Raw genomic sequence first — 19,139 nt, forward strand, 5'->3', positions numbered from 1 at the left:
ATCAGACTCCCCAGCGTGCATGGATGTGCCGACCGTCCTGACTTAACAACGGCCCGTACATTTCCGGACGACGATCGCGATAAATGCCCCAGCTCAAGCGCTCTTCGCGCATGACCGCCAGATCGAGGCTGTGCACCAGCACGCCGGTGCTGTCGCGGTCGGCCTCGGCGAGCAATTTGCCCTTGTGGTTACTGATGAAGGACGAACCGTAGAAGCTCATCTGCAAGGTCGGATCAAGGGTGGCCGCTTCCCGGCCCACGCGATTGGACGCCACCACTGGCAGGATGTTGGCGGCGGCATGACCGCGCATAGTCATTTGCCAGTGATCGCGGGAATCCAGGCTGGCGCAGCCGGGTTCAGAGCCGATGGCGGTGGGAAACAACAACACTTCGGCACCCATCAAGGCCAGGCAACGGGCGGTTTCGGGGAACCACTGGTCCCAGCAGATACCCACGCCGATGCGCCCGAACGCGGTGTCCCAGACGCGGAAACCGGTGTCGCCGGGGCTGAAGTATTCCTTCTCCTGATAACCGATGGCGTTGGGGATATGGGTCTTGCGATACACCTCCAACAAGCGCCCGTCGGCGTCGGCCACCGTCAAGGAATTGAAGTAAGCGTTGCCGGCCCTCTCGAACCAGCTGAGCGGCAATACCACACCCAGCTCCCGGGCCAGCGCGGCAAAGCGTTGCAGCACCGGGCTGTCGCGAAACTCCTGGGCCAGCGCCTGGTGCTGGTGACTCTGTTCGATGCAGAAATACGGCGTGGCGAACAGCTCCTGCAACAGGATGACTTGCGCCCCTTTGGCCGCTGCCTCGCGCACCAGCTGTTCGGCTTGATCGAGGTTGTGCTGCAGGTCCCAGGTGCACGGCATCTGGGTGACGGCAATGGTCAATACGGTCATGGCATCAACCCTCCACCGGCCAGGCCGGCTGTTGCTGGGTGATGCAATGCACCCCACCGCCGCCATGGGCCAGGTTGTTGATGCGCACCGGCACCACTTCGCGTCCGGGGAATGCCTGGGCAAGCGTCTTCGCCGCCACATCATCGGCGGCAATGCCATAGGCCGGCATGATGATCGCGTCGTTGACGATGTAGAAGTTGGTGTAGGAGGCGCAGAACACTTCGGCTTCAGGGTCCACGGCATCGCTGGCTTCATACAACTCGATCAGCTCGAACTTGCGACCCTTGGCGTCGGTGGCCAGCTCCAGGACGCGGCGGTTTTCCCTGGCCACTTCGGCGTACACCGATTGTTGGTCGTGGGTGGCGTCCACCAGCAACACACCGGGACGGGCAAAAGCACAGACGCCATCGACGTGGCCGTCGGTCATGTCGCCGGTGACGTAGTCCGGGTCTCCCGGCAGCCAGATGGTTTTCGTCACGCCCAACAGGCGGGCGAAGATCTCCTCCATCTCGGCCTTGGTCATGCCCGGGTTGCGATTGGGGTTGAGCAACACCGATTCGGTGGTGATCAGCGTGCCTTCGCCGTCGACATGAATGGCCCCGCCTTCGTTGCTCAGCGGTGTGCCGAAGCACGGTAGGCCCAGGTGATTGAGGGCGCGGCGCGCCAGGCCTTCGTCCAGCTCATGGGCCGACTTGCCGCCCCAGGCATTGAAACGCCAGCTCACCCCGGCCAGGCCCTGCTGCGGATGGCAGACGAAGCTCGGGCCGGAATCGCGGCACCAGCTGTCGTTCACCGGCAATTCGATCAATTCGATGTTGGCGCCGCACAGGGCCTTGGCACTGGCCACGGCGGACGGATCAACGACCATTTTCACCGGTTCGAAACGAGCAATGGCATTGGCCACACCGGCGAAGTCTTCCTGCACCTGCGCCAGGGTCACGCGCCAACCCGACTCCCAGAGTGCCTGGTTGTGTGGCCAGACCATCCAGGTCGCGGCGTGACGAACCCACTCCGCCGGCATCATCCAACCACTGTTTCCCATCTCGTTCTGCTGCATGATAAAAAGCCCTTTAGTTAAGCCATTGTGTTCAATGAAAACTGCCTTGGCGGTCTTGGCATGCATGCTACGGCGCGTAAAAAGGGCAAACAAACGATGGATTTTGCAGAGAAGTGATTAGAGGAACTTATCAGTATGCTCAAGCATTGGCCGCCACTCAGCACCCTGCGCGGCTTTGAAGCTGCTGCCCGCCTGGGCAGTTTCCACAAGGCCGCCGACGAGTTGCACCTGACCCAGTCGGCCATCAGCCAGCAGATCCGCAGCCTGGAGGCGTACCTCGAACAGCCGCTGTTTTTTCGCAGTGGGCGCAGCGTCAGCCTGACCGATGCCGGCCATGATTTGCTCAGCACCACACAGGCCATGCTGCAACAACTGTCCGTGGGTATTCGTCGCCTGGGGCAATACCAGAAACCCAATCAACTGGTGCTCAACACCACCCCGGCGTTCGCCCGTCATTGGCTGCTGCCGCGTCTGGGAGATTTTCGCCGGCAGCATCCGCAGGTCGACCTGTGGATCTACAGCACCGATGAAGTCCCGGACATGGCCACCCAGACCATCGACATCGCCGTGCGCGATGACATCAGCTCTCAGGCCGAATGCAGCTTCAAGGTGCTCTACGCCGACCGCCTCTACCCGGCCTGCCACCCGAACCTGCTGGCGCAGCCACAGGCACAGCGCACCACCCTGCACGGCGAGCGGGAAATGGACTGGAGTCATTGGGCGGTGGAGTCTGGCATCGATGTCGGCCAGCAGGATCAGGGGCTGAATTTCTCCGATCCCGGCCTGCTGCTGGACGCCGCGTGCACGGGGCTCGGAATCGCGCTGGTCAGTGAGTTACTGAGCCGCCAGGCCCGCGCCCACGGCTTGTTGCAACCGCTGGTGGATCAAACCATCCGCGGCCCGAACTGGGCGTTGCTGACCCATCGCGACAGTGAAAACAATGCGCTGGCGTTCAGTGAATGGCTAGCGGAAAACCTCGGACTGTAGACGCTGTGTAGGAGCTGCCGCAGGCTGCGATCTTTTGGTTTTGTTTTTAAAAGCAAGATCAAAAGATCGCAGCCTGCGGCAGCTCCTACAGGGAAGCATCCAAAGCCCGAGCCCCCACAGAGGGATTGCGGTTCAGTGGCGAGACATCAGGCCGTGCAGGACACCGAACCTCAAGCCGGGTTCGGAAGGCGTCATGTGGGTGATGCCGAAGACCTTGAACGCTGCGAGCATCAGCACCAGGCCGCCCGGCAGGATGCTCATGCGATGAGCTTGCAGGCCCGCCAGCCGCAGCTTCTTGACGTGCCCGACTTCCAGCAGGCGCAACGATAAGCGCAACAAACCGGCGTAGGTAATGCCCCGCTCGCCGAAATCATTCAGCCCGTTGGCATTGAGAATTTTCGCCAGCATGCGCGCCGTGCCGGACGAGCCGATGGTCTGCTGCCAGCCCTGGGCACGATAACGCCGGGCCACCTTGTCGAACGCCAGCGTGGCCACGCGCTCGGCCTCCAGCAGCGACTCGGCGGTAACCCGCCCGCCGGCAAAATAGCGCGCGCCGAACGTACCACTGCCGATGGCAATGCTCTGGGTGACCAGCGGCTCGCTGCCGCGCCCCAGAATCAATTCGGTGGAGCCGCCGCCAATGTCCACCACCAGCCGCATGCTCTCCTGGCAGGGAATCGTATGGGCAACACCGGCGTAGACCAGCCGGGCTTCTTCCTGTCCGGTGAGGACGTCGATACGAAACCCCAGATGACGTTCCGCGCTGGCCAGGAACAGTTGCGCATTGTCCGCTTCGCGCACCGCGCTCGTGGCGACTGCCCGCACCCGCCCGGCCTCGAAACCGCGCAACTTCTTGCCGAAGCGCGCCAGCGCCTGCCATCCCCGATCCAGCGCCAACTCGTCCAGTGCCCCGCCCTGAAACCCTTCGGCCAATCGCACGGGCTCACGCAGGGTTTTCACTTCCTGGATCATCAGTTGCTGGTTGCGTTTGACCGATTGACCAATCATCAGGCGAAACGCATTGGAGCCCAGATCAATGGCCGCAAACAGGGAGGCGTCACCTTTCATGGCAGGGATTCCTGGCAGTTTTATCAATCCACGAACGGCGTTCGATGGGGCGCTAGAAGCGGTTTGCGCCGATCCTGCCATGGGCATGGTGACATCACGATGACAGCCCAATGAATTTCGCCATCACCTGTTCGTCACCACGTCGTCATAACCACGGGCCTAGCATGGGCACTTCCAACTTCGCCGGGAGTGATCACCATGCTGTTGACCAACGACACCCTGATACAACGCATCCACCGCGAATTACTCGATCACAGTGACGAAGAGCTGGAGTTGGAGTTGCTGGAGGATGATCACGACCTTAAGGCGCTGTTCGACGACCACCTCGGCGATAGCCCGCAAAAGCAGGAACGGCGCCGCTACTTCAGCGAGTTGTTCCGCCTGCAGGGTGAACTGGTGAAGCTACAGAGTTGGGTGGTGAAAACCGGGCACAAGGTGGTGATTCTGTTCGAAGGCCGCGATGCGGCGGGTAAAGGCGGCGTGATCAAGCGCATCACCCAGCGCCTCAACCCTCGGGTGTGCCGCGTCGCCGCCCTGCCCGCACCCAACGACCGCGAACGCACCCAGTGGTATTTCCAGCGCTACGTCTCGCACCTGCCAGCCGCCGGCGAAATCGTCCTGTTCGACCGCAGCTGGTACAACCGCGCCGGTGTCGAGCAAGTCATGGGCTTTTGCAACGCCGACCAATACGAAGAGTTCTTTCGCACCGTACCGGAATTCGAACGCATGCTCGCGCGTTCCGGCATTCAGTTGATCAAATACTGGTTCTCGATCTCCGACCAGGAACAGCACCTGCGCTTTCTCAGCCGCATCCATGACCCGCTCAAGCAATGGAAGCTCAGCCCCATGGACCTGGAGTCCCGTCGACGCTGGGAGGCCTACACCAAGGCCAAGGAAATCATGCTCGAACGCACCCACATCGCCGAAGCGCCATGGTGGGTGGTGCAGGCCAACGACAAGAAAAAAGCCCGGCTCAACTGCATCCATCATCTGCTGGGGCAAATGCCCTACGAAGAAGTGGAAATGCCGGTGATCGAACTGCCGGAGCGCATGCGCCAGAAAGATTACACGCGCATCCCGACGCCGCCGGAAATCATCGTGCCGCAGGTTTACTGACGCCCCGCTGGACCTTGCTCCCACACGGACATGTAGGAGCTGTGTAGGAGCTGTGTAGGAGCTGTCGAGTGCAACGAGGCTGCGATCTTTCAAAAGCAACATCAAAAGATCGCAGCCTTCGGCAGCTCCTACAGATATCGGGTTTCAGGTTTCAGGTATCAGGTATCGGGTATCAGGTATCGGCCTGGATGGCTTTATCGGCATAATCGCCACTGGTTCATACCAGGAACGAATAAATGACCGCCGACAGCTACGATCAACTGGCGATCTTCGCCGCCGTGGCTCAGGAGCGCAGTTTCACTCGCGCTGCCGCCAAACTGGGCATGTCACAACCCGCCTTGAGCCGGGCCATGCGCCAACTGGAAGAACGCTTGGGTGTCCGGCTGCTTTCGCGTACCACTCGCAGCGTCCTGGCCACCGAAGCGGGCGAACATCTGCTGCGGGTGATTGCGCCCCGGTTCGAAGAAATCGACACCGAATTGGCCTTGCTGAGCGCGTTCCGTGACAAGCCCGCCGGCAAACTGCGCATCACCGCTGGCGAGCATTCGGCGATCACGATCCTGCACCCCGTGCTCGCAAAACTGCTGCCCGACAACCCCGATCTGAGCATCGAGATCATCGTCGACTACGGCCTCACCGACATCGTCGCCGAAGGCTTCGACGCCGGTGTCCGGCTGGGTGAGCAAGTGGCCAAGGACATGATCGCCATGCGCATCGGTCCTGATATGCGCATGGCGGTTGTCGGTTCCCCGGCCTATTTCGCCCGGTATCCGCATCCACAAACCCCGGGCGATCTGATGCAGCACAATTGCATCACGTTGCGCATGCCCACCTATGGTGGGCTCTACTCGTGGGAGTTCGAGAAAGACGGGCAAGAACTGAACGTGCGCGTCGAAGGGCAATTGGTGTTCAACAACATTGCCATGCGCCTGGAAGCTGCCCTCCAGGGTTTGGGGTTGGCCTACATGCCCGAAGACCTGGTGTTGGAACATGTCGCACAAGGCCGGTTGATTCGAGTGCTCGACGATTGGTGCGAGCCGTTCTCCGGCTACCACCTCTACTATCCGAGCCGGCGCCAGAGTTCACCGGCCTTCACCTTGCTGCGTGAAGCCTTGCGCTATTTGGGCTGATTGGCCAGGGTTGCGTCCAGTGCCTCGCCCGCACGCTTGGCCGCATCGGCATTGCCTTGATCGGCCAGAAGCCGAGCCAGTTGTCGCAATTGCCCAACGCTCAGGCCGACCCGCAGGCTGGCGGCCATGTGCGAGCGCAGTTGCGATTCCACGCCGGGAGTGGCGGCCAGCGCTGCAACCGTGGCCAGCTCGCGGCTTTGCCAGTCCAGGTTATCGCGCTCGAAAATATCGCCGAACAAATGCGTTTGCAGGTACTGGTTGATGACCGGGACGAAATCGAACAACGGGCCCTGGACGGGTGCGCCGGCAATGCGCGTCTGGTTGGCCCTGCCCGCCGTCAGCAGTTCGCCGCCGGCAGGAATGACGCGCCCCGGCGCACGGCCCGGCTCATCCCGGACACCGCTTTTCTCGCGCGCCTGCACCACTTTCATCAACTCGCCGAGTGCGTTGAGACTGCGTGGAAAACCGCTGTAGGCGTAGAGCTGCACCAATATTTCCTTGGCCTCGCTGACCGTCAGCCCCGCATCCAATCCCTGGTTCAACGCAGCATTGAGCCCTGGCATATCGCTGGTGGCCATGCTGGCGGCGATCAAGGGGATGGCTTGTTGCCTTGCCGAGAGCACTTCGGCGCCGGGCTGTTCAGTGGCGGCTGCTGATGGCGTGTTCCGGGCGTTGTATTGATCGTCGGACACCTTCTCCAGCCAATCGACATTCTTGCCATCCACCGTGCCGGTCACCGCCAGATGCGTCATGGCGCTGCTCGGTGCCGCGCCGTGCCAGTGTTTGACGCCCGGCGGGCAGACGATCACATCCCCCGGGAGGATTTCCTGCACCGGCTTGCCCCACTCCTGAGTCAGGCCCACACCGGCCACCACCACCAATCGCTGACCGGCGGGATGGGTGTGCCAGGCCGAGCGCGCGCCGGGCTCGAAGGTCACGTAGGCGCCCGACGCATTGATTGGCTCCGTGGCGGGAAACAGGGGATCGACGCGCACACGCCCGGTGAAATAATCCGCAGGTCCCGCCATGGAAGCCTGGGAGCCGGCGCGGCTGATCTGCTGGAGTGACCCGGCCTCGCCGGCGCCCTCGGCACTGGCGAAGGGAGCGGCGGCGCACACGGCGATGCCAAGCAGCGTGTTTTTCATGATCAGGACTCCTTCAAGTCAAAGCGTGCGGGCGTAGAAAGCGCTCAGTTGGTCTATGGCGACGTCCACATACGCGGGCACCCAATAGGTTTCGATATGGGTCGCGCCATCGATGGTGAAGAGTTTTTTGTCCTGGGTGCCGGTGGCTTTGGCAAAGGCTTGTTCCGTCATGTACAGACTGTCGGCCTTGCTGCCCGCGATCATCAGCAATGGCTTGTCGATCAATTCGATCTGGTCCGTGGCGTCGAAGCTCATCAGGTCCAGCAGGCTGCTCAAGGTGTAGCGGAACGTCGAATTGGGGTGAGCGTGGGTCTTGCCGTAGTACTCGAACCCCTGCCGATACAAGTCGAATGGCAGTTTGGCGATCTGCTCGTCGGTGAGTTTGGCATCGCCGGTATAGAGAATCTCTCCCCCCGCCGCTTCCTGGGCCCGGGCGGCCGAGGCCTGTTGCAAGCGCTCTTGAAGGGTCGACAGCTGGGAATCCCGGTAGCCATTACGCCGTACCAGGCCGGAATTGAACATGCTCAGGGTTGCGATGGACCGGAAGCGCTTGTCAGTTTGCGCCGCCTTCAATGAATAGCCGCCCCCGCCGCAGATCCCAAGCAAGCCCAGGCGCGCACTGTCGACGCCCGGATAACTGGCGATGAAATCCGCCATGCCATGGATGTCTTCGACGCGATGGGCAGGTTTGTCGACGTTGCGCGGCTGACCGCCGCTGGCGCCTTGATACGCGGCATCGGCCGTGATTGTGATGTAGCCCTGATCGGCGAGGCGCTGGGCATACAGGCCGGCGACCTGCTCTTTCACTCCGCCGTTGGGGTGTGCCACGACAACGACCGGGTATTGCTTCGCCGCGTCATAGTTCGCCGGGGTGTAAACGTTGGCCGCGATGTCCAGGCCATTGAGTTTGTAGGTGACCGGATGGAGGTTGACCTTGCCCGGCTCGTTCTTTGTGATCGCGCCGCCGTAGGTCAAGGTAAAAGGGTTCTGCTTGTAATCCTCGGCTTCAGCTTCGGCCCCGGACATTCCAATCATGGCGGCCAGGACAGTGGCCTTTATCGTAGTGCGCGTCATAAGTTGCTCTCGACCTGAAATGGTTGAGAAGCAACTTACCCTTTCGCCTATTCATTGATAAACGGCACTAATCACATAGCACTGATACCAAAACCACATAGATAAAACCGACGGTCTGCCAGGCAGCGCGATCAAGGGTCGACCTGCCCCATCAATTCGGCCACCGATTCCTGGCGATTGGCATAGCGCTGCGCGAGCACCGCACAGACCATTAACTGAATCTGATGGAACAACATCAGCGGCAGGATCAACACGCCGATGGTGCTGCCGGCGAACAGCACCTGGGCCATGGGTACACCGGTGGCCAGGCTCTTCTTTGAACCGCAGAACAGGATGGTGATGCGGTCTTCCTGATTGAAGCCAAAGGCTTTGCCCAGCACAGTCGAGGCCACCAGCACCAATCCCAACACCACGCAGCAGGCCACCACCAGCCCCGCCAGATCGAGCAGCGGAATCTGATGCCAGATGCCTTCGTTCACCGCTTCGCTGAATGCGCCGTAGACCACCAGCAGGATCGAGCCCTGGTCGACGAACTTCAGCCAGCTCTTGTTGCGCCCCACCCAGGCACCGATCCAGCGCCGCGCAATTTGCCCGGCAATAAACGGCAGCAACAGTTGCACGCTGATCTTGACGATGGCATCGAGGGTCGAGCCGCCGTCACCGTGCACATTGAGCAGAATCGTCACCAGCAGCGGCGTGATGAAAATCCCGAACAGGCTCGACGCCGCCGCGCTGCAAATCGCCGCGGGAATGTTGCCGCGCGCCAGAGAAGTGAAGGCAATTGCCGATTGCACCGTGGCGGGCAGCGCGCAGAGATAAAGCATGCCCATGTACAGGTCGGCACCAATCATCGGCGACAGCACCGGCTTGAGCGCCAAGCCGACCAGGGGGAAGAGTACGAAGGTCAGGCTGAACACCAACAAATGCAGGCGCCAATGGCCGGCACCGGCGATGATCGATTCACGCGACAGCTTGGCACCGTGCAGGAAAAACAGCAGCGCGATGGCGATGTTGGTCAGCCAGCCAAAGCCCACCGCCACTTGCCCACCGGCAGGTAGAAGACTGGCAAGGAGCACCACGCCGATCAGGGTCAGGGTGAAGTTGTCGGGTAAAAAACGGGGGCGAGTCATCGGGATCATCCGGGTTTGCCAGGAACGTGGACTCGACTCTACTCCGCCGCGCAGCGGCCGGCTAACGCTAGTAAGCCAGTACATGTCGCGTAACGGACAAATCCAGCAACCTTTTCTCATACCTCCTGTGGCGAGGGGATTCATCCCCGTTCGGCGGCGCAGCCGTCGCAAGACCTATATGCACGGTTTGCTTGGTAGAGCACTGGGGCCGCTTCGCAGCCCAACGGGGATAAATCCCCTCGCCACACAGGCCAGTGATCTCACGCAGGTGGCTACCACGCTTTTCATCGCCTCCCGACCAGAAACTCATCCAAGCCTCTTGCACAACCTATATTATGGTATACCATCATACGCACAGACACTTCTTCCCCCCGATACGGAGCAGCTCATGAGTTTCGAAATCCGCAAGATCGTCAGCTATGTCGAAGAAACCTTTGTCGAGGGCGGCAAGGCCACCGATAAACCCGTGACCATGGTCGGGCTGGCGGTGGTGATGAAAAACCCTTGGGTGGGTAACGGCTTTGTCGAAGACCTCAAGCCGCAGATCCGCGCCAATTGCTCTGACCTGGGCGCGATGATGGTCGAGCGTCTGGTGGGCATCATCGGTGGTGCCGAGAAAATCGAGGCTTACGGCAAAGCCGCCGTGGTTGGTGCCGATGGCGAAATCGAGCACGCCTCCGCCGTGATTCACACCCTGCGCTTCGGCAACCACTACCGCGAGGCGGTCAAGGCCAAGAGCTACCTGAGCTTCACCAACAAGCGCGGCGGCCCGGGCACCTCGATCCAGATTCCGATGATGCATAAGGACGACGAAGGCCTGCGCTCGCACTACATCACCCTGGAAATGCAGATCGAAGACGCACCCCGCGCCGACGAAATCGTCGTGGTACTGGGTTGCGCCGATGGCGGGCGCATTCACCCACGCATCGGCAACCGCTACATCGATCTGGAAGAACTGGCGGCTGAAAAAGCCCAGTAAGACGGGTCGGTCACTACAACAAAAAGGTATGCAGGAGCGCTCCATGATTCGGCTCACCGCTGAACGCACCCCGGCTGGCACCAGTTACCTGGCGACCGGCCAAGGCCAGCCCGTGGTCTTGATCCACGGCGTGGGCTTGAACAAAGAAATGTGGGGCGGCCAGATCGTTGGCCTGGCCACGCAGTACCGCGTTATCGCCTACGACATGCTCGGCCATGGCGCCAGCCCGCGGCCGGAAAGCGGCACGCCCCTGCTCGGCTATGCCGATCAGTTGCTGGAGCTGCTCGATCACCTGCAATTGCCAAAGGCGGCGGTGATCGGTTTTTCCATGGGCGGGCTGGTGGCGCGGGCTTTCGCCCTGCATTACCCGCAACGCCTGCAAAGCCTGGTGGTGCTCAACAGCGTGTTCAACCGCACCGAGGAGCAACGCGCCGGCGTTATCGCCCGCACCGCCCAAGCTGCCGAACACGGCCCGGACGCCAACGCTGAAGCGGCGCTGTCGCGCTGGTTCAGCCGCGAGTACCAGGCGGCCAACCCGGCGCAGATCGCCGCGCTGCGCCAGACGCTGGCGCAGAATGACCCGCAGGGTTACCTGACTACTTACGAACTGTTCGCGACCCAGGATATGTACCGCGCCGATGACCTGGCCAGTATCCAGGTGCCGACGCTGGTCGCCACCGGCGAACTGGACCCCGGTTCGACCCCGGACATGGCCGAGCAACTGGCCGCGCGCATACCCGGCGCAACGGTTGCCGTACTGCCCGAACAGCGGCATATGATGCCCGTAGAATCGCCGCGCCTGGTCAACCAGCTGTTGCTGGAGTTTCTCGACAAGGCGCACTCCCGACCCAACCATTTGAAGGGGATCGTTGCATGACACTCGCACGTTTCCAGATGTGCATCGGCGGCGAATGGGTCGATGCCCTCTGCGGTAAAACCTTTGAAAGCCTGAACCCGGCCCTGGCCGAACCTTGGGCCGAACTGCCCGATGCCGATGAGGCCGATGTCGAGCGCGCCGTACAGGCGGCGCAAACCGCCTTCGACAGCCCGGCCTGGCGCGGCCTGACCGCCACCGCTCGCGGCAAGCTGCTGCGGCGCCTGGGTGACCTGATCGCCGAAAACAAGGAACAACTGGCCCAGCTGGAAAGCCGCGATAACGGCAAGCTGATCCGCGAAACCCGTGGCCAGGTTGGTTATCTGCCGGAGTTTTTCCACTACACCGCAGGCCTTGCGGACAAGCTCGAAGGCGGCACCCTGCCTTTGGACAAGCCGGACCTGTTTGCCTACACCGTGCACGAAGCCATGGGTGTGGTCGCGGCGATCATTCCGTGGAACAGCCCGCTGTACCTGACCGCGATCAAGTTGGCTCCCGCGCTGGCGGCGGGCAACACCATTGTGATCAAGCCGTCCGAACACGCTTCGGCGACCATTCTGGAACTGGCGCGCCTGGCCCTGGAAGCCGGGATTCCGCCGGGTGTGGTCAACGTCGTCACCGGCTACGGCCCCAGCACCGGTGCGGCCCTGACCCGCCATCCGCTGGTCCGCAAGATCGCCTTCACCGGCGGCGCGGCCACGGCGCGCCATGTGGTGCGCAGCAGCGCCGAGAACTTCGCCAAGTTGTCGCTGGAACTGGGCGGCAAGTCGCCGAACATCATCTTCGCCGACGCCGACCTCGACAGCGCAATCAACGGCGCCATCGCCGGCATCTATGCCGCCTCCGGGCAGAGCTGCGTCTCCGGTTCGCGCCTGTTGGTGCAGGATGAGATCTACGACGAATTCGTCGGCCGCCTGGTGGAACGCGCCCAGCGCATCCGCATCGGCAACCCGCAGGACGACAGCAGCGAAATGGGCCCGATGGCCACCGCGCAGCAACTGGCTGTAGTGGAAGGCCTGGTGGCCGATGCCATCGCCGAAGGTGCGCGCCTGCGTATTGGCGGCAAGCGTCCGGCGGGCGTAGGCGATGGCTGGTTCTATGAGCCGACCCTGTTCGAGTGCGACCGCAACTCGATGAAGATCATGCAGGAAGAAGTGTTCGGCCCGGTGGCGTCGGTCATCCGTTTCAAGGACGAAGCCGAAGCGCTGGCCATCGCCAACGACTCGCAGTTCGGCCTCGCCGCCGGTATCTGGACTCGCGATCTGGGCCGCGCCCATCGCCTGGCCCGGGACGTGCGTTCGGGGATCATCTGGGTCAACACCTACCGCGCCGTGTCGGCCATGGCGCCCATCGGCGGCTTCAAGAACAGCGGCTATGGACGCGAAAGCGGCATCGATTCGGTGCTGGCCTACACCGAGCTGAAAACGGTGTGGATCAACCTTTCCCAGGCCCCCATGCCTGATCCGTTTGTGATGCGCTAGGAGTCCTGCGAAATGATCGAACCCGGCATTTACAAAGACGTCATGGGCTCGTTCCCGTCCGGCGTCACGGTGGTCACCACCCTCGACCCGGAAGGCGGCATCGTCGGCATCACCGCCAGTGCCTTCAGTGCGCTGTCGATTGATCCGGCACTGGTGCTGTTCTGCCCCAACTACGGCTCTGACACCTACCCGGTGCTGCGCGACAGCAAGCAGTTCGCGATCCACTTGCTGTCCGCCGACCAGACCGCCGAAGCCTACGCTTTCGCCGGCAAGGGCAAGGACAAAGCCAAGGGCATCGACTGGCACCTGAGCGAACTGGGCAACCCGATTCTAGGCAAGGCCACAGCGATCATCGAGTGCGAACTGTGGCGTGAATACGACGGCGGAGATCACGCCATCATTGTCGGCGCGGTGAAGAACCTGATCCTGCCCGAGCAGCCGGTGACGCCGATGATCTACCACAAGGGCAAGCTGGGGCCGTTGCCGACCCTGGCCTGAGTGCCTGGCATTTGTAGGAGCCGGCTTGCTGGCGATGACGCACTCAAGGACGCCATCGCCAGCAAGCCGGCGCCTACAGCTCCACCGGAGAACCGTAGATGAACAACGAAAAATACGAAAAAGGCCTGCAAATCCGCACCCAGGTACTGGGCCAGGACTATGTCCAGCGTTCCATCCAGAACGCCGACGACTTCACCCGCCCCTTGCAGGAGATGGTCACCGAATACTGCTGGGGCCATGTCTGGGGCCGTGAAGGCCTGTCGCTCAAGGAGCGCAGCATGATCAACCTGGCGATGATCTCGGCGCTCAACCGCCCGCACGAACTCAAGCTGCATGTGCGCGGCGCCTTGCGTAACGGCTTGAGTCGTGAGCAAATACGCGAAATTCTGCTTCAGGTCGGCATTTATTGCGGCGTCCCGGCGGCCGTGGACAGTTTCCGGCTGGCCCGTGAAGCCTTCGCCGAAGCCGACGCCGAGGCCTCCAGTTAACCCCCGGCTGTCGTAATGCCCGACTGGCATGGACAGCCACCTTTAGAGCGTACCCCATGAAACGCCTGCCACTCGACGACAGCTTCAAGGTCAATCGCAACCCCGTTACCCTGCGCGAAATCGTGCTGGATAAACTGCGAAGCGCCATCATGAACTTCCAGCTTCTGCCGGGAGACCGTCTGGTCGAACGCGATCTGTGCGATCGCCTGGGCGTGAGCCGCACCTCGGTACGTGAAGCCTTGCGTCACCTGGAGTCCGAAGGCCTGGTGGAATTCGCCGACGCCAAGGGCCCGCGCGTGGCCATCATCACCCTGGCCGATGCCGTCGACATCTACGAACTGCGTTGCGTGCTCGAAGGCCTGATCGTCCAGCTGTTCACCCTGCGGGCCAAGGCCAAGGACATCAAGGCCCTGGAAAAAGCCCTGGAGGAAAACCGTCAGGCCCTGAAAGAAGGTGAACTGCAACAGGTCATCGATTCGGTGCAGGGTTTCTACGACGTCCTGCTCGAAGGCTCCGGCAACCATGTCGCCGCCACGCAACTGCGTCAGTTGCAGGCACGGATCAGCTACTTGCGCGCGACCTCGGTGTCCCAGGAAAACCGCCGGGGCGCCAGCAACCAGGAAATGGAACGCATGGTCGAGGCGATCAAGAGCGGCGATCCCCTGGCTGCCCATCAGGCGTGCGTCGACCACGTACGCGCCGCCGCCGCTGTTGCCCTCGATTACCTCAAGCGCAAACAGGAAGAAACCGGGCCAACCCCCGAAATCACCCTGCCGATCGCGCTCAAAGAACCTCGCATAGGACGTTGATCATGTTCAGCCCGAGCTTTTGTCCGAAGTGCGGCAGCAATGACCTCAAGTCACAGCTGCCGCCGGGCGATACGCACGAGCGCCTGATGTGCCGTAGCTGCGGCTACATCCACTACGTCAATCCGAAAATCATCGCTGGCTGCATCATCGAGCAGGACGGCAAATACCTGCTGTGCCAACGGGCGATTCCACCGCGCCCCGGCACCTGGACCTTGCCGGCGGGCTTCATGGAAGCCGGCGAGACCACCGAGCAGGCGGCGTTGCGCGAAGTCTGGGAAGAGAGCGGTGTGCGCGGGGAAATCCTCTCGCCCTACTCGATCTTCAGCGTGCCGCAGATCAGCGAGGTGTACATCATCTTCCGCGCCATCGCCCTGGAAATCACCGGGCAATTCGGGCCGGAAACCCTGGACTACAAATTCTTCGCGCCCCAGGACATTCCCTGGGACAGCATCTACTACCCGGCCATCCGGCAGATTCTCGAGCGCTATATAGAGGAACGCGAGGCCGGGGTCTATGGCATCTACATGGGCAATGATGACAGCGGCAAAATCCATTTCATCCGCTGATCGCACAATCCCCCTGTAGGAGCTGCCGAAGGCTGCGATCTTTTGATTTTGATTTTTAAAAGCAAGATCAAAAGATCGCAGCCTTCGGCAGCTCCTACATTGGCCGGTGTGATTTCATGATTACACCGGCGCCACGCCCTCGACGATGACGATCTCGGCCCGCCCTGCCCCTTCACGGTGCCGCTTCGCCTCCTGATACTCCGGCGAGCGATAACACGCCAGCGCCTGTTCATACGAGTCGAACTCGATCACCACATTGCGCTGCGCCCCTTGTCCCTCCAGCACTTCGCTGCGCCCACCCCGGGCCAGCATCCGCCCGCCGTACAAGGCAAAGGCTGCCGGCGCCCGTTGGGTGTATTGGCTGTATTGATCGGGGTCGGTGACTTCCACGTGAGCAATCCAGTACGCCTTCATAGTGACCTCTCGGTTTATTTTGTATTATGGTATACCACACTATATTTCCATCAAACACTGAGAGTCCAGCATGGCCTTCAACAACATCGAAGACATCATCGAAGATTATCGCCTCGGCAAAATGGTGCTGCTGGTAGATGACGAAGACCGGGAAAACGAAGGTGACCTGCTGCTGGCTGCCGACTGTTGCAGCGCCGAAGCCATCAGTTTCATGGCCCGCGAAGCCCGCGGCCTGATCTGCCTGACGTTGACCGACGAACACTGCCAGCGCCTGGGCCTTGAGCAGATGGTGCCGAGCAACGGTAGCGTGTTCAGTACCGCGTTCACCGTCTCCATCGAAGCCGCCACCGGCGTAACCACCGGCATTTCCGCTGCCGACCGAGCGCGTACCGTGGCGGCTGCCGTAGCCTCTGGCGCCACCGCCGCCGATATCGTCCAGCCCGGTCACATCTTCCCGTTACGCGCTCGCGAAGGCGGCGTACTGACCCGCGCCGGGCATACCGAAGCCGGTTGCGACCTGGCACGCCTGGCCGGCTTCACGCCCGCGTCGGTGATCGTCGAAGTGATGAACGACGACGGCACCATGGCCCGCCGTCCGGACCTGGAAGTGTTCGCGCGCAAGCACGGGATCAAGATCGGCACCATTGCCGACCTGATTCATTACCGCCTGAGCAACGAGCACACGGTCCAGCGCATCGGTGAGCGCGAGCTGCCCACCGTACATGGCACCTTTCGTCTGATCACCTTTGAAGATCGCATCGAGGGCGGTGTCCACATGGCCATGGTCATGGGCGAGTTGCGTCGCGAGGAAGCGACGCTGGTGCGCGTGCATGTGATCGACCCGCTGCGCGATCTGGTGGGCGCCGAATACAGCGGGCCCTCCAATTGGACCCTGTGGGCGGCGTTGCAACGGGTGGCCGAGGAGGGTCGCGGTGTGGTGGTCGTGCTGGCCAACCATGAATCGTCCCAGGCATTGCTTGAGCGTGTGCCGCAACTCACCCAGCCGCCACGACAGTTCAGCCGTTCGCAGTCGCGGATTTATTCGGAAGTCGGTACAGGCGCGCAGATCCTGCAAAACCTGGGCGTTGGCAAGCTGCGGCATTTGGGGCCACCGCTCAAATATGCGGGATTGACCGGGTATGACCTGGAGGTGGTGGAGAGCATTGCGTTTACCGGTTGATTCCCTGTGGGAGCGAGCCTGCTCGCGAAGGCGCCAGGACAGCCAATAAAGATGTTGGATTTACCGGCCTCTTCGCGAGCAGGCTCGCTCCCACAGGGGATGTTGTTAATCCTTCAAAAACCACATTTGCCGGATAGCCGGTACGGCAAAATGCTTGCGCAAAGTTTGGAATACCATAATATGATATTCCATAGACCGGACAGTCTCAGCGACTCGATGGACCTACTGCTCCCGATAGGCGGGCACTCAAAGCCCCGCTCATAAACACAACAATGAGGGCGTGAAAATGGTGTTGAACAAAGGTGTCACCGCAGTGCTGTTCGCGGGACTGCTGAGCGTGACCAGCCAGGCGTTGATGGCGGCTGAAAGCGTCAACTTCGTCAGCTGGGGCGGTACGACCCAGGATGCGCAGAAGCAGGCTTGGGCCGATCCGTTCAGCAAGGCCAGCGGCATCACCGTGGTCCAGGACGGCCCCACCGACTACGGCAAACTCAAGGCCATGGTCGAGAGCGGCAACGTGCAGTGGGACGTGGTCGACGTCGAAGCCGACTTCGCCTTGCGCGCCGCCTCCGAAGGCCTGCTCGAACCCCTCGACTTCAAAGTGATCGAGCGCGACAAGATCGACCCGCGTTTTGTCAGCGACCACGGCGTCGGTTCGTTCTTCTTCTCCTTCGTCCTCGGCTACAACGAGGGCAAGCTCGGCGCCGCCAAGCCTCAAGACTGGACCGCGCTGTTTGACACCAAGACCTACCCCGGCAAACGCGCCCTCTATAAATGGCCGAGCCCTGGCGTGCTGGAACTGGCGCTGCTGGCCGACGGCGTCCCCGCGGACAAGCTCTATCCGCTGGACCTGGATCGCGCCTTCAAGAAACTCGACACCATCAAGAAAGACATCGTCTGGTGGGGCGGCGGCGCCCAGTCGCAACAGCTTTTGGCCTCCGGCGAAGCGAGCCTGGGCCAGTTCTGGAACGGCCGGATTCATGCCCTGCAAGAAGACGGTGCCCCCGTCGGCGTAAGCTGGAAACAGAACCTGGTCATGGCCGACATCCTGGTCATTCCAAAAGGCTCGAAAAACAAGGACGCGGCGATGAAGTTCCTGGCCAATGCCAGCAGCGCCAAGGGACAGGCCGACTTCTCCAACCTGACCGCCTACGCCCCGGTCAACGTCGACAGCGTGGCACGCCTGGATTCGGTGCTGGCCCCTAACCTGCCGACGGCCTACGCCAAGGACCAAATCACTCTCGACTTCGCGTACTGGGCCAAGAACGGTCCGGCCATCGCGACACGGTGGAACGAATGGCTGGTCAAATGAAAATGACGGTAACTGCAACCCGTCAATCCACACCCGTCGGGAGCGCCTCCGGCGCTGCCGGCAAGGCCGCTGCGATGACTCAAACTCCAACCCTGGCACAACGCTGGCGCGGTTCGAGCAACCTCATCCCCGCCCTGCTGTTCCTTGGCCTGTTCTTCCTGGCGCCGCTGATCGGCTTGCTGTTGCGCGGCGTGCTGGAACCAACGCCGGGCCTGGGCAACTACGAGCAGTTGTTCGCCAACTCGGCCTATGCGCGGGTCTTGTTCAACACCTTCTCGGTGGCCGGCCTGGTGACGGTATTCAGCCTGCTGCTGGGCTTTCCGCTGGCCTGGGCGATCACCCTGGTGCCACGTGGCTGGGGTCGCTGGATCCTCAACATCGTGCTGCTGTCGATGTGGACCAGCCTGCTCGCCCGCACCTATTCGTGGCTGGTGCTGCTGCAAGCCTCGGGCGTGATCAACAAGGCGCTGATGGCCCTGGGCATCGTCGATCAGCCGCTGGAGATGGTGCATAACCTCACCGGCGTGGTGATCGGCATGAGCTACATCATGATCCCGTTCATCGTGCTGCCGTTGCAGGCGACCATGCAGGCCATCGACCCGATGATCCTGCAGGCCGGCTCCATTTGCGGCGCCAGCCCCTGGACCAACTTCTTCCGGGTGTTCCTGCCGCTGTGCCGGCCGGGGCTGTTCTCCGGCGGGTTGATGGTGTTCGTGATGTCCCTCGGTTACTACGTCACCCCGGCGCTGCTGGGCGGCGCGCAGAACATGATGCTGCCCGAGTTCATCATCCAGCAGGTGCAGTCGTTCCTCAACTGGGGCCTGGCCAGCGCCGGTGCCGCGTTGCTGATCGTCATCACCCTGGTGCTGTTCTACTTCTACCTGAAGCTCCAGCCGGAATCCCCGGTTGGCGCCAGCAACGCGAGGTAAG

Annotated in this window: 20 protein-coding genes; 13 read left to right on the forward strand and 7 right to left on the reverse strand. The window is 61.8% G+C overall.

The annotated features are described in order from the left end of the window. Window position 1: 1 nt before the first annotated feature. Complete coding sequence (aguB, locus tag ABTV22_RS16930; RefSeq protein ID WP_433735645.1) at window positions 2-901, reverse strand: N-carbamoylputrescine amidase; 900 nt, start codon at window positions 899-901, stop codon at window positions 2-4. Between the two features lie 4 nt (window positions 902-905). Next, on the reverse strand, window positions 906-1,958 hold the full coding sequence (locus ABTV22_RS16935; protein WP_433735646.1) for an agmatine deiminase family protein: 1,053 nt from the start codon (window positions 1,956-1,958) through the stop codon (window positions 906-908). A 135-nt stretch (window positions 1,959-2,093) separates the two neighbouring features. On the opposite strand from ABTV22_RS16935, the gene ABTV22_RS16940 reads away from it, so the two are divergent. After that, window positions 2,094-2,945: a LysR substrate-binding domain-containing protein gene (locus tag ABTV22_RS16940; RefSeq protein WP_433735647.1), complete on the forward strand. Its 852-nt coding sequence runs from the start codon at window positions 2,094-2,096 to the stop codon at window positions 2,943-2,945. Between the two features lie 132 nt (window positions 2,946-3,077). Here ABTV22_RS16940 and ABTV22_RS16945 read toward each other — a convergent pair whose 3' ends face one another. Further along, entirely contained in the window at window positions 3,078-4,013 is a 936-nt protein-coding gene (locus tag ABTV22_RS16945; protein ID WP_433735648.1) for a Ppx/GppA family phosphatase, read from the reverse strand. 198 nt (window positions 4,014-4,211) lie between these two features. On the opposite strand from ABTV22_RS16945, the gene ppk2 reads away from it, so the two are divergent. Both ppk2 and ABTV22_RS16955 read left to right on the forward strand, forming a co-directional pair. After that, window positions 4,212-5,129, forward strand: a complete 918-nt coding sequence (gene ppk2 / locus ABTV22_RS16950) for a polyphosphate kinase 2 (protein ID WP_433735649.1) — start codon at window positions 4,212-4,214, stop codon at window positions 5,127-5,129. 236 nt (window positions 5,130-5,365) lie between these two features. Continuing rightward, a complete protein-coding gene (locus ABTV22_RS16955) occupies window positions 5,366-6,259 on the forward strand; it encodes a LysR family transcriptional regulator (protein WP_433735650.1) in 894 nt (297 codons plus the stop codon). On the opposite strand, the gene ABTV22_RS16960 is transcribed toward ABTV22_RS16955, so the two are convergent. The 3 genes from ABTV22_RS16960 to ABTV22_RS16970 all read right to left on the reverse strand — a co-directional run bounded on the left by ABTV22_RS16960 (window position 6,247) and on the right by ABTV22_RS16970 (window position 9,608). Next, window positions 6,247-7,404 carry a (R)-mandelonitrile lyase gene (locus ABTV22_RS16960; protein ID WP_433735651.1) on the reverse strand — a complete coding sequence of 386 codons (1,158 nt, stop codon included), beginning with the start codon at window positions 7,402-7,404 and terminating at the stop codon, window positions 6,247-6,249. The genes ABTV22_RS16955 and ABTV22_RS16960 overlap by 13 nt on opposite strands. 18 nt (window positions 7,405-7,422) lie before the next feature. Next, the gene (locus ABTV22_RS16965) at window positions 7,423-8,478 is read right to left on the reverse strand and encodes an alpha/beta hydrolase (protein WP_433735652.1); all 1,056 of its coding nucleotides are present in this window, start codon (window positions 8,476-8,478) and stop codon (window positions 7,423-7,425) included. A gap of 131 nt (window positions 8,479-8,609) precedes the next feature. Continuing rightward, window positions 8,610-9,608 carry a bile acid:sodium symporter family protein gene (locus ABTV22_RS16970; protein WP_433735653.1) on the reverse strand — a complete coding sequence of 333 codons (999 nt, stop codon included), beginning with the start codon at window positions 9,606-9,608 and terminating at the stop codon, window positions 8,610-8,612. Between the two features lie 388 nt (window positions 9,609-9,996). Here ABTV22_RS16970 and ABTV22_RS16975 point away from each other — a divergent pair, with 388 nt between their 5' ends. The 7 genes from ABTV22_RS16975 to ABTV22_RS17005 all read left to right on the forward strand — a co-directional run bounded on the left by ABTV22_RS16975 (window position 9,997) and on the right by ABTV22_RS17005 (window position 15,303). Beyond that, window positions 9,997-10,587 carry an amino acid synthesis family protein gene (locus ABTV22_RS16975; protein WP_433735654.1) on the forward strand — a complete coding sequence of 197 codons (591 nt, stop codon included), beginning with the start codon at window positions 9,997-9,999 and terminating at the stop codon, window positions 10,585-10,587. A gap of 43 nt (window positions 10,588-10,630) precedes the next feature. After that, window positions 10,631-11,464: an alpha/beta fold hydrolase gene (locus tag ABTV22_RS16980; RefSeq protein ID WP_433735655.1), complete on the forward strand. Its 834-nt coding sequence runs from the start codon at window positions 10,631-10,633 to the stop codon at window positions 11,462-11,464. After that, complete coding sequence (locus tag ABTV22_RS16985; RefSeq protein ID WP_433735656.1) at window positions 11,461-12,942, forward strand: aldehyde dehydrogenase; 1,482 nt, start codon at window positions 11,461-11,463, stop codon at window positions 12,940-12,942. The genes ABTV22_RS16980 and ABTV22_RS16985 overlap by 4 nt, the downstream gene beginning before the upstream one ends. Before the next feature lie 12 nt (window positions 12,943-12,954). Further along, window positions 12,955-13,440, forward strand: a complete 486-nt coding sequence (locus ABTV22_RS16990; protein WP_433735657.1) for a flavin reductase family protein — start codon at window positions 12,955-12,957, stop codon at window positions 13,438-13,440. 98 nt (window positions 13,441-13,538) lie between these two features. Further along, window positions 13,539-13,928 (forward strand): carboxymuconolactone decarboxylase family protein, encoded by a 390-nt coding sequence (locus ABTV22_RS16995; protein WP_433735658.1) that lies wholly within the window; start codon window positions 13,539-13,541, stop codon window positions 13,926-13,928. A gap of 56 nt (window positions 13,929-13,984) precedes the next feature. Then, window positions 13,985-14,737 (forward strand): GntR family transcriptional regulator, encoded by a 753-nt coding sequence (locus tag ABTV22_RS17000; RefSeq protein WP_433735659.1) that lies wholly within the window; start codon window positions 13,985-13,987, stop codon window positions 14,735-14,737. A 2-nt stretch (window positions 14,738-14,739) separates the two neighbouring features. Then, window positions 14,740-15,303, forward strand: a complete 564-nt coding sequence (locus ABTV22_RS17005) for an NUDIX hydrolase (protein WP_433735660.1) — start codon at window positions 14,740-14,742, stop codon at window positions 15,301-15,303. A gap of 120 nt (window positions 15,304-15,423) precedes the next feature. Here the strand turns inward: ABTV22_RS17005 and ABTV22_RS17010 are convergent, their stop codons facing one another. Next, window positions 15,424-15,717 carry a DUF1330 domain-containing protein gene (locus ABTV22_RS17010; protein WP_433735661.1) on the reverse strand — a complete coding sequence of 98 codons (294 nt, stop codon included), beginning with the start codon at window positions 15,715-15,717 and terminating at the stop codon, window positions 15,424-15,426. A gap of 70 nt (window positions 15,718-15,787) precedes the next feature. On the opposite strand from ABTV22_RS17010, the gene ribBA reads away from it, so the two are divergent. The 3 genes from ribBA to ABTV22_RS17025 all read left to right on the forward strand — a co-directional run bounded on the left by ribBA (window position 15,788) and on the right by ABTV22_RS17025 (window position 19,138). After that, the gene (ribBA, locus tag ABTV22_RS17015) at window positions 15,788-16,897 is read left to right on the forward strand and encodes a bifunctional 3,4-dihydroxy-2-butanone-4-phosphate synthase/GTP cyclohydrolase II (RefSeq protein WP_433735662.1); all 1,110 of its coding nucleotides are present in this window, start codon (window positions 15,788-15,790) and stop codon (window positions 16,895-16,897) included. 286 nt (window positions 16,898-17,183) lie between these two features. Then, on the forward strand, window positions 17,184-18,209 hold the full coding sequence (locus ABTV22_RS17020) for an ABC transporter substrate-binding protein (RefSeq protein ID WP_110963515.1): 1,026 nt from the start codon (window positions 17,184-17,186) through the stop codon (window positions 18,207-18,209). Then, entirely contained in the window at window positions 18,206-19,138 is a 933-nt protein-coding gene (locus tag ABTV22_RS17025; RefSeq protein ID WP_433735663.1) for an ABC transporter permease, read from the forward strand. The genes ABTV22_RS17020 and ABTV22_RS17025 overlap by 4 nt, the downstream gene beginning before the upstream one ends. Window position 19,139 lies beyond the last annotated feature (1 nt).

Origin of the sequence: Pseudomonas putida, from assembly GCF_050990305.1 — a bacterium.
Taxonomy (GTDB): domain Bacteria; phylum Pseudomonadota; class Gammaproteobacteria; order Pseudomonadales; family Pseudomonadaceae; genus Aquipseudomonas; species Aquipseudomonas putida_AH.

Coding starts and splice junctions, on each gene's coding strand:
- aguB (WP_433735645.1), bottom strand. CDS start 901: ATGACCGTATTGACCATTGCCGTCACCCAGATGCCGTGCACCTGGGAC.
- ABTV22_RS16935 (WP_433735646.1), bottom strand. CDS start 1,958: ATGCAGCAGAACGAGATGGGAAACAGTGGTTGGATGATGCCGGCGGAG.
- ABTV22_RS16940 (WP_433735647.1), top strand. CDS start 2,094: ATGCTCAAGCATTGGCCGCCACTCAGCACCCTGCGCGGCTTTGAAGCT.
- ABTV22_RS16945 (WP_433735648.1), bottom strand. CDS start 4,013: ATGAAAGGTGACGCCTCCCTGTTTGCGGCCATTGATCTGGGCTCCAAT.
- ppk2 (WP_433735649.1), top strand. CDS start 4,212: ATGCTGTTGACCAACGACACCCTGATACAACGCATCCACCGCGAATTA.
- ABTV22_RS16955 (WP_433735650.1), top strand. CDS start 5,366: ATGACCGCCGACAGCTACGATCAACTGGCGATCTTCGCCGCCGTGGCT.
- ABTV22_RS16960 (WP_433735651.1), bottom strand. CDS start 7,404: ATGAAAAACACGCTGCTTGGCATCGCCGTGTGCGCCGCCGCTCCCTTC.
- ABTV22_RS16965 (WP_433735652.1), bottom strand. CDS start 8,478: ATGACGCGCACTACGATAAAGGCCACTGTCCTGGCCGCCATGATTGGA.
- ABTV22_RS16970 (WP_433735653.1), bottom strand. CDS start 9,608: ATGACTCGCCCCCGTTTTTTACCCGACAACTTCACCCTGACCCTGATC.
- ABTV22_RS16975 (WP_433735654.1), top strand. CDS start 9,997: ATGAGTTTCGAAATCCGCAAGATCGTCAGCTATGTCGAAGAAACCTTT.
- ABTV22_RS16980 (WP_433735655.1), top strand. CDS start 10,631: ATGATTCGGCTCACCGCTGAACGCACCCCGGCTGGCACCAGTTACCTG.
- ABTV22_RS16985 (WP_433735656.1), top strand. CDS start 11,461: ATGACACTCGCACGTTTCCAGATGTGCATCGGCGGCGAATGGGTCGAT.
- ABTV22_RS16990 (WP_433735657.1), top strand. CDS start 12,955: ATGATCGAACCCGGCATTTACAAAGACGTCATGGGCTCGTTCCCGTCC.
- ABTV22_RS16995 (WP_433735658.1), top strand. CDS start 13,539: ATGAACAACGAAAAATACGAAAAAGGCCTGCAAATCCGCACCCAGGTA.
- ABTV22_RS17000 (WP_433735659.1), top strand. CDS start 13,985: ATGAAACGCCTGCCACTCGACGACAGCTTCAAGGTCAATCGCAACCCC.
- ABTV22_RS17005 (WP_433735660.1), top strand. CDS start 14,740: ATGTTCAGCCCGAGCTTTTGTCCGAAGTGCGGCAGCAATGACCTCAAG.
- ABTV22_RS17010 (WP_433735661.1), bottom strand. CDS start 15,717: ATGAAGGCGTACTGGATTGCTCACGTGGAAGTCACCGACCCCGATCAA.
- ribBA (WP_433735662.1), top strand. CDS start 15,788: ATGGCCTTCAACAACATCGAAGACATCATCGAAGATTATCGCCTCGGC.
- ABTV22_RS17020 (WP_110963515.1), top strand. CDS start 17,184: ATGGTGTTGAACAAAGGTGTCACCGCAGTGCTGTTCGCGGGACTGCTG.
- ABTV22_RS17025 (WP_433735663.1), top strand. CDS start 18,206: ATGAAAATGACGGTAACTGCAACCCGTCAATCCACACCCGTCGGGAGC.